Origin of the sequence: Vibrio sp. T3Y01, assembly GCF_013114525.1 — a bacterium.
GTDB classification, from domain to species: Bacteria; Pseudomonadota; Gammaproteobacteria; order Enterobacterales; family Vibrionaceae; genus Vibrio; species Vibrio chagasii_B.
In genome coordinates, this window is record NZ_VTXJ01000014.1 from 109,272 (window position 1) to 124,297 (window position 15,026).

At 44.7% G+C, this 15,026-nt stretch carries 9 protein-coding genes; 3 read left to right on the forward strand and 6 right to left on the reverse strand.

Translation table 11 applies throughout. The features are described from left to right. Window positions 1–6: 6 nt before the first annotated feature. Window positions 7–3,459 carry a VCBS domain-containing protein gene (locus tag F0232_RS15980; protein ID WP_105059328.1) on the reverse strand — a complete coding sequence of 1,151 codons (3,453 nt, stop codon included), beginning with the start codon at window positions 3,457–3,459 and terminating at the stop codon, window positions 7–9. A 300-nt stretch (window positions 3,460–3,759) separates the two neighbouring features. On the opposite strand from F0232_RS15980, the gene F0232_RS15985 reads away from it, so the two are divergent. Together F0232_RS15985 and F0232_RS15990 are read left to right on the forward strand one after the other, a co-directional pair. Continuing rightward, window positions 3,760–5,067 (forward strand): TolC family outer membrane protein, encoded by a 1,308-nt coding sequence (locus tag F0232_RS15985; protein ID WP_061031658.1) that lies wholly within the window; start codon window positions 3,760–3,762, stop codon window positions 5,065–5,067. Then, the gene (locus F0232_RS15990) at window positions 5,067–5,678 is read left to right on the forward strand and encodes an OmpA family protein (protein ID WP_105059381.1); all 612 of its coding nucleotides are present in this window, start codon (window positions 5,067–5,069) and stop codon (window positions 5,676–5,678) included. The genes F0232_RS15985 and F0232_RS15990 overlap by 1 nt, the downstream gene beginning before the upstream one ends. A gap of 195 nt (window positions 5,679–5,873) precedes the next feature. Here F0232_RS15990 and nhaA read toward each other — a convergent pair whose 3' ends face one another. From nhaA to F0232_RS16015, 5 genes are all read right to left on the reverse strand, one after another. Next, on the reverse strand, window positions 5,874–7,037 hold the full coding sequence (nhaA, locus tag F0232_RS15995) for a Na+/H+ antiporter NhaA (RefSeq protein WP_008222837.1): 1,164 nt from the start codon (window positions 7,035–7,037) through the stop codon (window positions 5,874–5,876). A 275-nt stretch (window positions 7,038–7,312) separates the two neighbouring features. Further along, window positions 7,313–8,461 carry a lipocalin-like domain-containing protein gene (locus F0232_RS16000; protein ID WP_105059327.1) on the reverse strand — a complete coding sequence of 383 codons (1,149 nt, stop codon included), beginning with the start codon at window positions 8,459–8,461 and terminating at the stop codon, window positions 7,313–7,315. Further along, window positions 8,451–10,904, reverse strand: coding sequence for an FtsX-like permease family protein (locus F0232_RS16005; protein WP_061031660.1), 2,454 nt, complete (start codon window positions 10,902–10,904; stop codon window positions 8,451–8,453). Before F0232_RS16005 ends, F0232_RS16000 begins: the two co-directional genes overlap by 11 nt. Continuing rightward, window positions 10,885–11,556, reverse strand: coding sequence for an ABC transporter ATP-binding protein (locus tag F0232_RS16010; protein ID WP_008222831.1), 672 nt, complete (start codon window positions 11,554–11,556; stop codon window positions 10,885–10,887). Before F0232_RS16010 ends, F0232_RS16005 begins: the two co-directional genes overlap by 20 nt. A gap of 122 nt (window positions 11,557–11,678) precedes the next feature. Next, complete coding sequence (locus tag F0232_RS16015; RefSeq protein ID WP_105059326.1) at window positions 11,679–13,052, reverse strand: MATE family efflux transporter; 1,374 nt, start codon at window positions 13,050–13,052, stop codon at window positions 11,679–11,681. A gap of 470 nt (window positions 13,053–13,522) precedes the next feature. Here F0232_RS16015 and F0232_RS16020 point away from each other — a divergent pair, with 470 nt between their 5' ends. After that, on the forward strand, window positions 13,523–14,950 hold the full coding sequence (locus tag F0232_RS16020) for a cytochrome c peroxidase (protein ID WP_171750866.1): 1,428 nt from the start codon (window positions 13,523–13,525) through the stop codon (window positions 14,948–14,950). The last annotated feature ends 76 nt before the right edge of the window (window positions 14,951–15,026 follow it).

Consider the following 15,026-nt stretch of genomic DNA (forward strand, 5'->3'; position numbering starts at 1 on the left):
GACATATCAGGCCGCATCATTTTTAATGAGCTCTCCCAGCACTGCGAGATCATTACCTAAGTCAACCGATGCGGCCACTTCTGTTGCAATCCCCTCTACAACAATAGTTTGAGAATCACCTCCATCATTGATTGGGATTGACAACGCAATATCATCCCCATCAACATTAACCTCAATCATACCCAGTAGCTCAGCCATTTGAGTTTCATCTTGTGGGTCTTCTAGCAGATCATTGAGATCTATCAAATCACCTGAACCATTCGTATACAGCTCAAAATCTTTGATGATATCCGTACCATTATCAAGCGCTGAATCTAACCAGGTGAAAATGTTATCGTCACTGTCACCAATCAGTAAGTCATTACCAGAACCCGCGAATAAGGGCTCGTTACTCGCTGCACTTATCACGTTATATTGTTGTGGCTCTTCAATATCAACGGTCACTGTTTCTACGCTACTTTCGGTACCCGTTGAATCAACAGCAACATAGTCAAATTGTGGGTCATCGGTAACCGCTTCATTACCTTGTACATAGCGTAGCTCCCAACTTCCCCCTGTCGACGAAAGCTCCATGCCCACGATGGGGTTACTTGGTGAGGAGTAACTAAAATCATAAAGAATTTGACTGTTCCCAGTGTCGCCAGGGTCTTTTTGATACTGCTCTGTGTGTGTTGTACCGTCAGCGAAAGTATAAAGAACTTCCACATAAACGTTACTATTGGTGTTAAACGCACCACCCAAACCGTCTAAACCAAAGTCAACGACCTCTAGTGGGTTATTTGAAAAATCGAGGATCAAGGTTTCCTGTTTGTTCATACCTCTACCATCGGTATCACCAATACCAAAGCCAACATGAGGCTGCTCTCCTTGGTATTGCTTCAGAGGTTTATCGTTGTTGTCCTCAATCGATAGAGTAATCGTGTTGCCATTTTCTAATGTAATCAGCCTCTCTGTCGGGGAAACCTCTACCCCCCAATTGTAAAATCCATCAACGAGCGCTGGCATATCCTCCGGCTCGCCACTAAAGCCCATTTCAAATGGCTGACCAGGCCCGGCAACGAAGCTAATGTTGTTTGGAATAAACAATACTTCATTATCCACATCAGACTGCACAATCTCTCTAGTAACGCCATTTTCATCGGTATATAGCAATGTGCCACTGGTTGGCAGTGTCTGAATACGAACATGTAAAGCTATGTCATTATGATCATCTTCCACATCTGAAATGTAGTCAGGTATACCACCATCTTCAGAATCGAACAGAATTGGTATCACGGCGTCATCATCATTGACGACAGTAAAACTGGTTGCTTCAGGCGCATCGTTCACACCATTAATTGTAATTTCAATAACATGTTCAACACCATCGGTCGCGGTAACAACATACCTTTCGATTACGGTGTCATCGTCCCCTAAGTATTGGACAGCATTGTTATCGACAACATAACTCCAGGCTCCCTCTGGTGTGATAGTCAACATGCCTAGAGCAAGTGAATACGTTGACCCTACTGGTGTAAACACTCCGTTTGGCTTAAACGCCGGGTTATCGCTGGTATCGACATCAGTAATAGTCAATGTACCAGATGCCATTAACTCATTAGTTTCGGTGTTTACATTAAGATCCTCTGTTACCTCTCCGGTATCCGAATCCCCTTCACCTACAGTGATTTCCGATGGGTCATCCGCACCGTTTATAGTGATGGTCACTTCACTGGTTGTACCGTCTATTGCTGTCACGGTGTAAACCTCAGTAACAAACTCGTCATCATCTAAGTACTGAACATCATCATTATTAACAACGTAGGTCCATTCACCATCGTCAGTGATGGTCAACATCCCCAATGCGGTTTCATTCGTTGAACCTTCTGGGGTAAAAATACCGTTTGGTTGGAAAGCTGCGACATCATTGGCATCAACATCGGTGATAGTCAGTGTGCCAGAAGTAGTCAGATTATTGCTCTCTAGATCAACCTCAACATCCTCAGTCACCTCTCCGGTGTCCGAATCCCCTTCACCTACAGTGATTTCCGATGGGTCATCCGCACCGTTTATAGTGATGGTCACTTCACTGGTTGTGCCGTCTATTGCTGTTACGATGTAAACCTCAGTAACAAACTCGTCGTCATCTAAGTACTGAACATCATCATTGTTAACAATGTAGGTCCATTCACCATCGTCAGTGATGGTCAACATCCCCAATGCGGTTTCATTCGTTGAACCTTCTGGGGTAAAAATTCCGTTTGGTTGGAAAGCTGCGACATCATTGGCATCAACATCGGTGATAGTCAGTGTGCCAGAAGTAGTCAGATTATTGCTCTCTAGATCAACCTCAACGTCCTCAGTCACCTCTCCGGTGTCCGAATCCCCTTCACCTACCGTTATTTCAGATGGGTCATCCGCACCATTTATTGTAATGGTCACTTCACCTGTGGTGCCGTCGCTGGCCGTAACGGTATAAACCTCAGTAACAGATTCGCCGTCATCTAGGTATTGCACGTCATCGTTATTAACGACGTAGGTCCAAGCACCATCAGGGTCAATAGTTAAAACGCCAATCTGTGAGTCGTTTGTTGAGCCTTCAAGGTTGAAATCGCCGTTAGGCAAAAAGGTAGGAATATCACTATCTATATCCGTCACCACCACTTGCCCAGAAGTGACCAATTGGTTTGTGACTTCATCTACATTGATATCTTCGGTTACACTTCCAGAATCATCAGTTGCCACAGCCGCATCATCAGTACCGATGATGGTGACTGTAATGACTTGTTCTTGACCATCAGAGGTTTGCACAGTCGTTGTGTCTTGAATCTGCTCACCGTCAGCGAGCTCATCGAAGGGACTGTTAGCAGTAAAAGTCCAAGTCCCGTCTTCATTAATAATGAAAGTTCCAAGCCCATTATCCCCGTCAACCTCTTTGCCCACAAAGGTAACGTCTGGATTATCGCTGGTTATCGCTCCCCCAGTTTCAATAGGCTCATCCTGCTCAAACTCGATAACGTCGGTCTCACCGGATACGAGCACTAACGCGATAATATCAAAAAGAGCGACACTCTGAGTCTCAGACAATCCCTGAGATTCAAAACCGTCAGTTTCAAAATTAGTTTCTGCTAACGTTTCTGCGCCCGTTCGTTCAATCCTACCGCTGTTGGTAAGGCTCGATCCCTCCTCACCTGCAGCAGTATCGAACTTTTCTCCCAGTTCCGTTGGATCGAAGCCTTGCTCGATAGCTTGCTGGACTTGAGCGACCGCATCGTCAATATCGAGGTCTACTTGTTGGTTTTGGCTACCTACAAATCGTGCTGAGACGTCTGGCACGCTGTTCTGGTTTGTACCAAGATTGATGATGACATCACCGGCGGCGGGTTGCTCACCAGGAGACAAACGTCTGACTTGACCTTGAGCATCGAGCACGACGCTTCCACTAGCCAAGCCTAGTATATTTAGGTTTATGTTTCCCATATCCACGTTCCCACTTCTACCAGAATACGCCAAAACACGGGCCCACTCCCATTGTGTTCAATGGCAATTTCTTACAATAAATTTAGTAGTCATACTATTGATAATCAACTCATTAGCGCACGTGTATTAATCAAGTTTTCAAATTAGTCAATAGCAATAACCACTTACAAGCAAAAATAACTCAACAAACTTCGCATTTTTTGGCAAATGTCCTAAGCTTCGTTTAATAGCCCTCTCTTAATTCTGCGGTAAACGCAGGTTGGGAAACGGAAAAACATTGAAAGTAGAAGGAGAGCTACTTTGAAATTGTTTAAATTGCCCATAATATGCTGCGTATTTGCAGCAACACCACTCGCCGCTCAAACTCTGGAACAGGCTGTCGCTATCACTTTGGCAACCAACCCTGAGATAAAAAGTATCTTTAATGAATTTGAGAGTGTGAGAAAGCGTAACGATGCTTCTAGTGGTGCATACAGACCCAGTATCGACCTTGACGCTGGTATTGGTTATGAAGGTATAAACCCTGCACCAAACAATGGGCCCGATACTGACTTAACCAGAAAGGAAGCGACGATTTCCCTCACTCAGTTGCTGTGGGATGGCTCTGCGACGTTATACGACATGGATCGGACGGCTGCTGAAGCTGAGTCGGTTCGCTTGCAATTGATCGCTGATGCCGAAGACAAAGCATTGGAGGTAACACAAATATATCTAGACGCGGTAAAGGCAACCGAAGTCTTGGCACTGTCAGAAAGTAACCTTGCTATCCATAAAAAAATCTATAAGGACATCAAAAAGCGAGCAAGCTCAGGTATCGGCTCCACAGCAGATGTATCACAAGTAGAAGCTAGGATTGCAAAAGCTCACGGTAACTTACTAGCAGCTCAGAATAATCTAGTGGATACACATACCCAATTTCGAAGAGTGGTTGGTCAAGAACCACTTGGTTTAATCTACCCAAGAGCCGATATATCAATGATTCCGTTGTCATTAACGGATGCCCTCGTTGATGCATTAGACAAACACCCAGTCATCAAAGTCGCAAATGCGGATGTCGATTCAGCGCACTTCCAATACAAACAATCGAAAGGCGTGAATTACCCGACATTCTCCATTGAAGCATCACAATCATGGCGAGATGATGCAGGCGGTGACGAAGGTTCTAGCCAAGAAACTTTGGCGATGCTGAGAATGCGATACAACCTATACAACGGTGGCACAGACAGCGCGAACTCGGAAGCAGCCGCCTATCAACTAAATAAAGCAAAAGACTTGAGGGATAGAGCATATCGTCAAGTCGAAGAAGGGCTTCGCCTATCATGGAGTGCCTTGGATTTAACACTGCAACAAAAGAACTTCTTATCTGACCATGTTGATTCAGCATCGGAGACGGTTATCGCTTATGGCAAACAATACCGAATTGGCAAACGAACTCTGTTAGATTTGCTCAACACTGAGAATGAGCTGTTTGAAGCTCGAAAAGATTATTTAGATGCCCATTACGCTGAACAATACGCTAAGTATCGAGTAATGAACGCAACGGGTTCTTTATTGAACGCTCTACTGGTTGATATTCCAGATGAGTGGACAACGGCAGTGGAGTATTAATTATGAAGATCACTTACTTACTACTTCCCGCATTAACCATGACATTGCTCGCTTGTTCTAGCCAACAGGAAGAAGAGTATATTGAGACACCTAAGGCAGAACAAATATCGGACCTCCAAGACGATGATAAGGATGGTGTCGTAAACGCGCGTGATACGTGCCCCGGTACACCAGAAAGTTCGCAAGTCGACAATGAAGGCTGTGGAGAAACAATTAAATCAGAAGAAGTGAGACAACTTAAAATACTCTTTGCTCACGACTCCTATGAGGTTAATCCAATATTCTCGGACCAAATAAGCACCATGGCAGAGTTTCTTGAAACCTACAAAAGTGCATCCATCGAAATTCAAGGTTACGCAAGTAAGCTTGGTTCAAACGAATACAACTTAGAGCTGTCCAAAAAGAGAGCAAATAACGTTCAAGATGAGTTACTTGCAAATGGTATCGAGCCGGAACGTGTGAGAATTGTGGGTTATGGTGAAGAACGCTTAGAGAGTGATGGCGATGATCCCACTTCCCATGCTTTGAACCGCAAAGTAACCGCAACCGTGGTTGGATTAAGCGAACAAATCGTAGAAGAGTGGACCATCTTCACCACACTTGAAAAATAGACAGAGGCTTCGCAGTTACAGTACGTAAAGGAAGAGCATTAAACAAAAAGAGAAAAGCCGCGATAGGATTGCCTATCGCGGCTTTTTGTTATTTGTAGCCACATCGCTCTCGGGAATGGTTCAGTGGCTGGTGCTACTCAAGAGTTAGCTTATTCCTTGGGAAGTGGCTCGACGGTAAGCCGAGCCAGTTACCGATTAAAGTTTTACTTCTTGGTGCTTAGTTTTCGGTAAAGAAATACTTAACAGGAAGTAACCTAAGATAGCTGCAGTCGTTGAACCCATCAGGATACCTAATCGAGCAAGCGTATCGAAATCTGCGTTTGTAGGGCCAAATGCCAGCGATGAAATAAAGATAGACATCGTAAAGCCAATACCACACAGCACAGACACTGCGAAGATGTTCATGAAGTTGACACCTTCAGGTAGCTTAGCGACACCCGTTTTCACAGCGCCCCAGCTGAATAGGAAGATACCCAGCGGCTTACCAACCAATAGACCCATAGCGATACCAAGAGGTAGCATGCCCGTAAGGTTTGAAATTGAGATACCTTCCAGTGAGATACCTGCGTTTGCAAATGCGAAGATTGGCAGAATTGCAAAAGCTACGTATGGGTGCAGTGCGTGCTCTAGGTGTTTCAGTGGAGAGTGCTCTCCTTTATTGCCTTTCAGTGGGATAGCAAAACCAATTACTACACCCGCCAATGTTGCATGAACACCAGACTTCAATACTGCGAACCACAGAATGGCACCAACAATCAGGTAAGCGCTCAGTTTAGTCACATGCTTGTTGTTTAGCATGAACAGCACACCTGTTGCGATGAAACCAACGGTAAGTGCAAGCGTTGATAAGTCACCTGAGTAGAACAATGCAATGATAACAACAACACCTAGGTCATCGATAATTGCTAGAGCCAGCAGGAACACTTTCAAGCTTACTGGTACTCGGTTGCCTAGAAGCGCCATGATACCTAACGCGAATGCGATATCAGTTGCTGCCGGGATAGCCCAACCTTGAAGCGCTTCAGGGTTACTAGAGTTAAATAGCACGTAAATAAGTGCAGGAGCCAACATACCACCTACCGCTGCGATAGCAGGGAAGATAGCAGTCTCTTTAGACTTCAATGCGCCTTCTAAAAGCTCACGTTTAACTTCTAAGCCAATTAGAAGGAAGAAGACAGCCATTAAGCCATCGTTGATCCAGTGAGACACAGACATACCAAGAACGTAACTGTGCAGGACGCCCTGGTACATTTCGTTCAGTGGTGAGTTTGCTACAAACATTGCGATCGCCGCAGCGATAACTAGGATGATGCCGCCAGCAGATTCCATTTTAAAGAAGTCACGGATGACGTCGGTCATGATTTCGCCCTTATATTTATTATTTAAATAAACGAATAACAAAGAATAACCATGAGTTTATATCCAAGCTTTATCGATAGATAATCACTTCTTTGGATGTTTAACTTCGGTTTTTCCTACAAATACTAAACAATACGTCGTATATTCCATAATGTTGTTATGCACCATAAATTAAGTATAGATGAGAACATCACACCTGTATGCACAATTCATTGAGTGCTAACAAAACTAGGAAACATAAAAAAAGGCTATCAAATGATAGCCTTAGGTGTTTTTTAGTAGCCGGTGAGCTGCATAAAACCTGTCGCTTCATGGCTGCCGCTGGCCATTATTGGCCCTTCCCAATATGGTATGACAAATGGCAGCCACATATCTCGGCGTATGATACGTGTAGTCAGGTTGATATCGTGCTCAGGGACGTTAATGATCCACTGAAGCGGCATTCGCCTACCGTTCATTAGCGTTGTGTTCTGCAAAGGCTGAATCGAAATATCCGACTCCGTTAGCTGGTACACCTTGCCAGAACGAGTGGCTAACGTTCCGAATACATAGGGTAACTGCTGATTATGGCGATAGCGGTTGATGCTCAGTGCTGTACCGTCATCAAGGTTAAACACAAACCAATCCCAGCCTTGCTGACCGACTCCAAGTAAGCCACTGCCCCACTCTTTGTGGACCCACGCTGTGCCTTCTACTTCCTTAGCTACGCCATCAAGATTCAGTACACCACTCAATGATAAAAACGGCGCGTTAAAGTTGTACGACGCGACAGGTAGCAAATCATGCTTTTTCTGATAACCGTTATCGCCATTAAGTACATATGGCCCTTTAGCCACAGTATCTAATTGCAGCCCAAACGTATCCGTTTGCACTTGAAGGCGGCCAGGAAACGGCGTGTGACCTAATGAACGCCAATTCCAATTATCAATCCAAATTCTAAATGGGCGACTGGTCATTCCCGCTTGGCCAATGCCACCACGAGCCATTCGCTGCTCTTTCCACACTTTAGATTTAGAAGAAACGACCACGTTAGAAATATAGACTTGCGGGCTCTGCCACCCGGGAGTCTCACGTTCGTCCGTCGCAATACGGAAAAAGCTCCACTGAACCCAATAGTCTTTGCCATCGTCGCCTTTTAAAGACGCAAAATAGTGCCACCACTCGTGCTGAAATTCCGGGTGGAACTTGAAGTCTCGTGGAAGTGATACACCTTGGTCAGGCAACACAGGCTCAAACACATTGAAGTGTTCGCTGACTAGCACAGAGTTAACCTCATTGACCCCTTTCTCACCCGGGTCGATGAAATAGGAGTAGTAACCCCAAACACTCAAAAAGATGCCGAAGAAACTGATTAACAGTAGCGAAGACAAAAAACGATGTCTTAACTTAGTTGAGCTGTTGCGTAGAAACATATTAAAGGGCATCCCTCAGTGACTTCATCGGTGTGTTCCGAATCATTCTCATCACAGGTAAAGCACCAGCTATCATCAATGCTGCCATTGCCCAAGCAAATGTCCCGAAATAGTCCCAGGGGAGAACTTGTAATTCGAGTGACCACCCAAAAGACTGCTTAATGACGATATCCACAATCAAACTCGCCAACGCTAAGCCAAGAGGAACCGCGATTAAAGAAGAGATAAGCCCAAACACAAACAGCTGTAAACTACCGGTAAGAATCAACTCTTTCGCTGATACGCCTAAACATCGTTGCAACGATATATGCCTTTGTCTTGAAACCTCACCAGCGACAGTCGCAAAGAAAATACCGAACACGGCGATTACCAAGGTAATGTTACCCAAAGTATCTGCAATGGCGAAGGTTCTATCAAACACGCGCATCGCTTGGCTATGAATATTGTTGTTATCGAATATGCGTTCAGAACCAAGCCTGAATACACTTTCCAATCGGCTTCTAAGCCCTACTGCATTCACATCATCTTTCAGTATGACGCCAAGCCCAACATTACCTCGACCTGCAAAACCGTATAACCAGTTTCGATGTGACATCATCACTTGGTGATAAGGGTTACCATAATCGTAATACACACCAACGACCTGCCAGCCAGAGCCAAGGTTATCGTAGAGATCAATATAATCACCAGGACGAATCCCTAGCTTGAGTGACATGGATTCGCTGATCAACACACCTTTAGAATGGTGTAAGTGATACCAGTAATTCGGTATACCAAGTTTAATCGTCAGTGCTGCAAGTTCGCCTTCTGAAGGTCCAGTACTCACCACTTGAATACTGCCCATTGGAGAAGCGACATCTTTTTCCCAGCGCCACCATACAGAATCTACTTCAGGTTGTTCCGACAACCAGTTACTCATGCGAGCCGCCGCATTGTTGGTTGGGTATATATAGAGGTCCGCGGCTAATCGCTGTGTTAACCACTTATCCGTGGTGTCTCTGAAACTACCGACCATGGTTTCAACGCCAATGTTCGCAGTTAACGCCAACATAAAGGCCATAGTCGCAACACCACGGTAGCTCATGCTTGATGCTGCGTCCGCGAAGAACCAGCGAGCACGAACCCAACGCAATGAGTAAGAGAGACTGTTGAACAACTTCCACATAAGGAATGGTGTAAAGAGAGCCACACTCACCAGCATTAAAGCAATGATGGCAAAACCAGACTCTTGAGTTTGGGGTGCTTGATAAACTGCAACAGCAGCAACAAGGAAGCCACAACCAATCAACGCTTGCCATGTAAACTCTGTACCCGCAAAACGCATCAACGATAGGCGAGAAGACAAACGAATCGGCTGAGATTTAAGTAAACGAACCAACGGCCATGCGCACGCCAAGAAAGCACCAATCAATGCCATCATTAAGCTATAACCGCTCCAACGCCAATTCCAGTCAATCGTTAAGCCAACATTGGCGTCATATAAATCACCAAGGCTAGAAGACACCGCTGGCAACAGTTGGTTCGCAAGCATCAAACCAAAGACATTACCGCAGATCCAACTCAATAAAACCAGAATCAATAGCTCTAAACATAGAGCTTTAGTGAGCTGCCACCCCGACACACCTGTTTGTCTTAATATCCCCACCAGCGGCTGACGCTGAATAAAAGACAATGACATCGCTTGATAGAAAATAAATAAGCCCACGACAAACGACAGCATCCCCATCGCTTTTAGGTTTAAATGGAAAGCGCTAGTAAGAGATTCAAGCTCTGCTTTAGAACTGCGCGAAATCGTCAATCCATTCGGTAGAATATTTTTAAGGCGTTCAAACTTCTCAGTGGACATATCTGAACAGGCAATGACCGACAAACCAGCGCTGCGTTTCAGCATTCTAAGTAGCGAGATATCAGCTATCAGCCTAGTACCATCAATGATGTTGTTTTGATCAACCATTAATGGGCCAAGCTCTGAACCATCCATAAGGTGGATATAGTCACCGTTCTTCCACTCCATGTGTTCAGCAAGGTCATCGCTCACAAGGATTGGGTACGGCGGTTTCATCAGGTTCAACGTATTAAGATCTTTTAACGCCACGCCCGGTTGCAGTTGAAGCATCGAAACAGGGTCGATACCAATCAACATAAAGTTCGCGCCATTTTCATCAGTGATACGATGGTGGTCAAAAGGAGAACACTGTTGAAAGCCTTCACGGCGAAGCTGGATATAAAAACCTTGCGGGATTTTATTAGCGTTGTGTTTTGGTCGAATACGATAAGGAAGAGGATTCGAAAAGAGTTTTTCGCCATGAGCATAGCTTTGCTTGGCGTGTTGGTTGATAGCAGTAACACCAACCAAAAGTGATACGCCTAGCGTTAAGCCAAGCCATACCAAGATAATCTGCAGTGGGTAACGTCGATAATGACCGAGTAGCGCCTTAACTACGGGCCATAACATGCAGTTGCCCTCCTTGTAGGCGGATCCGGCCGTCCATATGCAGTGCGACTTTCTCACTGTGTGTGACCAACAGTAATGTACATTCTAATTGACGAGCCAAAGAAGTCAGCAGGCGCATTACCGCTTCCGCATTACGCTCATCTAAGCTACCGGTAGGTTCATCCGCTAATAAAATCTTTGGTTCCATGTACAACGCACGAGCAATCGCGGCACGTTGCTGTTGTCCACCCGATGCTTCCTCAGGGTAGCGACCAAGTAAAGGCATTAGATCTAAGGCAGAGAGAATCTGTCTCCAAAGGCCTTTATCTTCAGGCAAGCCTTTTAACTGACGGCAAAAGCGGATGTTATCAGCGATATTCAGCGTTGGTAATAAATTGAATTGCTGAAAAATATGACCAATATTGTTGCGACGATAAGCTGTGCGTTCTCGCTCAGTAGAATCGTGCATATTGAAGTGAGGAAAAACGATTTCGCCAGAGTCAGCCAAATCCAAACCGGCAATCAGGTTCAATAAAGTACTTTTACCTGAACCACTTTCTCCCATTAATGCTAGCTGGTCACCTTGGTTCAATGTCAGTTCAGCACCTTGCAAAACAGGGTGGAACTCCCCCCCATCGACATAGCCTTTACATAGGTCTGACAGCTTTAACATTAAACAGCTCGCATTAGTTAGAATTTGGAAGGAGAATCTACACTAATTCCCTGTTAGGAGGAAGTATTTTGAAAGATAGATCACACACCAATGATAAAGTGATGCGATTGATGCGCCCTACTTCAACTTCCTATCAAGTTTTTAATCCATTTTCTTGTTTTCATGCGATAGAGCGACCCACTCCACTTAATCACCTCTTCAGTAAGGAAAAGTAAATACACCCACTCAGGTGGAAACTTGAGGTAGATAGCCGCGATAGCAGCCAATGGAATACCAATCACCCACTGTGCAATCAAATCTTGATACAGACAGAACTTAACATCACCGCCCGCTCTCAATACGCCAACAATTACAGTCATCGGAATAGAGCGGATAACAATGCCGACGCTGAGTATTAAAATAAACTTCTCAGAGAGTGCACGCGTTTCTTCCGTTAAAGCACTAAAGGCATTCAAGATTGGCGTTTGTACAAAGTAGAGGAAAATCGCGACTACAATACTGGTTAAGAAACACAAGATAGTAATGCCAAGCGCTTGGTAATAAACCACTTCATTGTTTTTAGCGCCGAGCTGGTTCCCCACTAACACTGCAGCTGCATTCGACATACCTATCAATAAACTCAATGAGATCGACTCAACAGGCGTCATCACCGATAAAGCCGCCAAGCCTTGCACGCCTGACTGACCCATGATGGCGTGATAAGCAAACAAGCCACCAGCCCAAGCTAAGAAATTAAAGGTTGTCGGCAGAGACAGTTTCAAGAAGCGAACGACTTTATCTACTGTTGCCGCAGCTTTTATGTCACTGAACTTGAAAGCGAGTAAGTGTCTAGAGAAATAGAGATACCCAAACAAGGTCGCAACCTCAATAGCGCCACTTAATACTGTGGCTATCGCGGCACCTTTGATACCTAGTGCGGGAAACCCTAGGTTACCGAAGATCAGCACCCAGTTTAAAAACACGTTGGACAAGATACCGATACCACTGAAGAAGGTACTTAGCCCAGGTTTGTGCATCGCTCGTAAGCCAACGGCCATGCTGCTAACGCACGACACCGCCAACATACTAAAAGAGGTAATGACGATGTATTCAACACCTAAACTGATCACTTCTTGAGAATCGGTCGTCACACCCATGATTTGAGCAGGGAAAGAGACAAAGAAGACAATAGTCAGAAGAGCAAACAAGGTCGAAACCAACCAGGTTAATGCGGTACTTTCCCTTACCCCTTGCCTATCACCGGCTCCCCAATACTGAGCAGTAAGTAGAGCACCACCAGTGGTCACACCCACCAGCATAATAGTCGTCACAAACATCGCACGGCTTGCGACACCAACCGCCGCAATATCAGCTTCCCCAAGTTGGCCTAACATCAGCACATCCACCAAGCCTCGGCTTGAAAACATAATGCTCTGCAAGGTGATTGGCAAAGCAATGGCAATCAGCCTGCGAACAAAATCGCCGCGTGTATGATGGATAATTGAAGAGAGCAGCATAGGCACACCTGAACGGAACGTATTGAAGGCAAAAGGAATATTCTTTCAGTATATCAATGTTCGAAATTCAACCATACATAAATCATACTGAATGCATAAAATTCCGTATAACGTCTTTGGCCGTTTCACTCATCAAACCTAAGCAAAATAAACGTGCCACTCCCGACTTGAAAATCGAATCGTTTATCAAACAAACCATAAAACATGAATATCAAACACGCATCATATATAAAACGCCTAACTTAATCTGTATTACAGCTAAATTGATGGAAATCAAAGTTAGTCCTGATGTTTATTTTATTGAATTTGTTAACAATTTTCACAAATCAAATTAACCGCATGATTTAAATGGCTTTATTTTGTTAAATTTTTAACCATCTAGTTATTCGATTAATATTCATTCCTTTTTGTCATTTCATAAACTGCCATTAATTCAATAACTTCCACCCCAGTTTCAATAGGGAGTTAAAATGAACAATAAAAAAATAATAATGAGTTTGGCGGGTGTTGGCATCTTGGCTTATCTGGGCATGGTTTATACGGTTGATAAAAACGATCAACGTCTTGCCGCTGAAAGCCTGGCGCAGTTTTCATCTTTGGATAAGTCCTCTTTAGACTACCAAGCGATGAAAGTACTCAGCGATAAAGGGTGTGCATATTGCCACACGAACGACAGCGAAATGCCTTTCTACTCTGAATGGCCGATTGCAAAACCACTCATGAATGCCGACATACAAACAGGTATGAAACACTTTGAAATTACTCAACTTTTCAATGGTATTCAGAATAATGAACCAGTATCCGAAGTAGCACTTGCGCGTATTGAAAAGGTACTTTACGACGGTTCGATGCCACCTAAGATCTATCAATCGATGCACTGGTCTGCTGGGATTTCAAATGAAGAAAAGCACACCTTGTTAAAGTGGATACGCCAAACAAGAGCGGACATTCACCAAGATTCTCCGGTAGATGACAGCCGCAGAGAAGGCACACTTCAGCCAATCTACACTCAGTTTGAGGTGGACGAAGACAGAGTTAAGCTAGGCAAAGCGCTCTACCACGACACTCGCCTATCCGGTGACGACACGGTTTCTTGTGCGACTTGCCATGGCTTAGACACAGGCGGTGTCGACAACTTAGTCGGTTCTGTTGGTATTCATGGTCAAGTTGGCGGAATCAATGCGCCAACAGTTTTCAACTCAGCGTATAACAAATTACAGTTTTGGGATGGCAGAGCGAATGACTTGCAGGACCAAGCCGGTGGTCCTCCTTTCAATCCAATCGAAATGGGCTCTGAAGGTTGGCAACAAATCATCGATAAGCTGAGTCGTGATCCTGACTTGGTTGCTAAATTCAACAAAACCTATGATGGCGAAATCACGGGTGACACCATCACTCATGCGATCGCTGAGTTTGAAAAAACCTTGGTAACACCCAACAGTCGATTCGACCAATACCTGACTGGCAATTCGGATGCGATTAACGCTCATGAAAAGCACGGGTTAAAGCTATTTAAACAATACAGCTGCGATACTTGCCATACGGGTGAGGCCATGGGCGGTGAAACCTTTGAAACCATGGGTATGAAAGCGGACTACTTCGCAGATAGAGGAACGGATATCACCCCAGAAGACTTGGGAAGGTACAACGTCACTGCGATTGAATCCGACAAGCACAAGTTCAAAGTACCAACGCTTAGAAACATTGAACTCACTGCACCCTACTTCCACGATGGCCATGCAGAGACCTTAGAGCAAGCGATCTTTGATATGGGTAAGTATCAAGTTGGTGTCGAGATGAGTGATGATGAAGTGGATGCTATCAAGGCATTCCTCAAGACGCTGACTGGCGAATATAAAGGAAACAACCTTAGCCCTAAAGCTCAGCAGCAGAGCTAACTAACGTCAATCGAAGTGACTAAATACTACCGATAAACTTAAGCCAATGGATTCTTTCTATTGGCTTTTTCATTGC

Coding starts and splice junctions, on each gene's coding strand:
- F0232_RS15980 (WP_105059328.1), bottom strand. CDS start 3,459: ATGGGAAACATAAACCTAAATATACTAGGCTTGGCTAGTGGAAGCGTC.
- nhaA (WP_008222837.1), bottom strand. CDS start 7,037: ATGACCGACGTCATCCGTGACTTCTTTAAAATGGAATCTGCTGGCGGC.
- F0232_RS16000 (WP_105059327.1), bottom strand. CDS start 8,461: ATGCCCTTTAATATGTTTCTACGCAACAGCTCAACTAAGTTAAGACAT.
- F0232_RS16005 (WP_061031660.1), bottom strand. CDS start 10,904: ATGTTATGGCCCGTAGTTAAGGCGCTACTCGGTCATTATCGACGTTAC.
- F0232_RS16010 (WP_008222831.1), bottom strand. CDS start 11,556: ATGTTAAAGCTGTCAGACCTATGTAAAGGCTATGTCGATGGGGGGGAG.
- F0232_RS16015 (WP_105059326.1), bottom strand. CDS start 13,052: ATGCTGCTCTCTTCAATTATCCATCATACACGCGGCGATTTTGTTCGC.
- F0232_RS16020 (WP_171750866.1), top strand. CDS start 13,523: ATGAACAATAAAAAAATAATAATGAGTTTGGCGGGTGTTGGCATCTTG.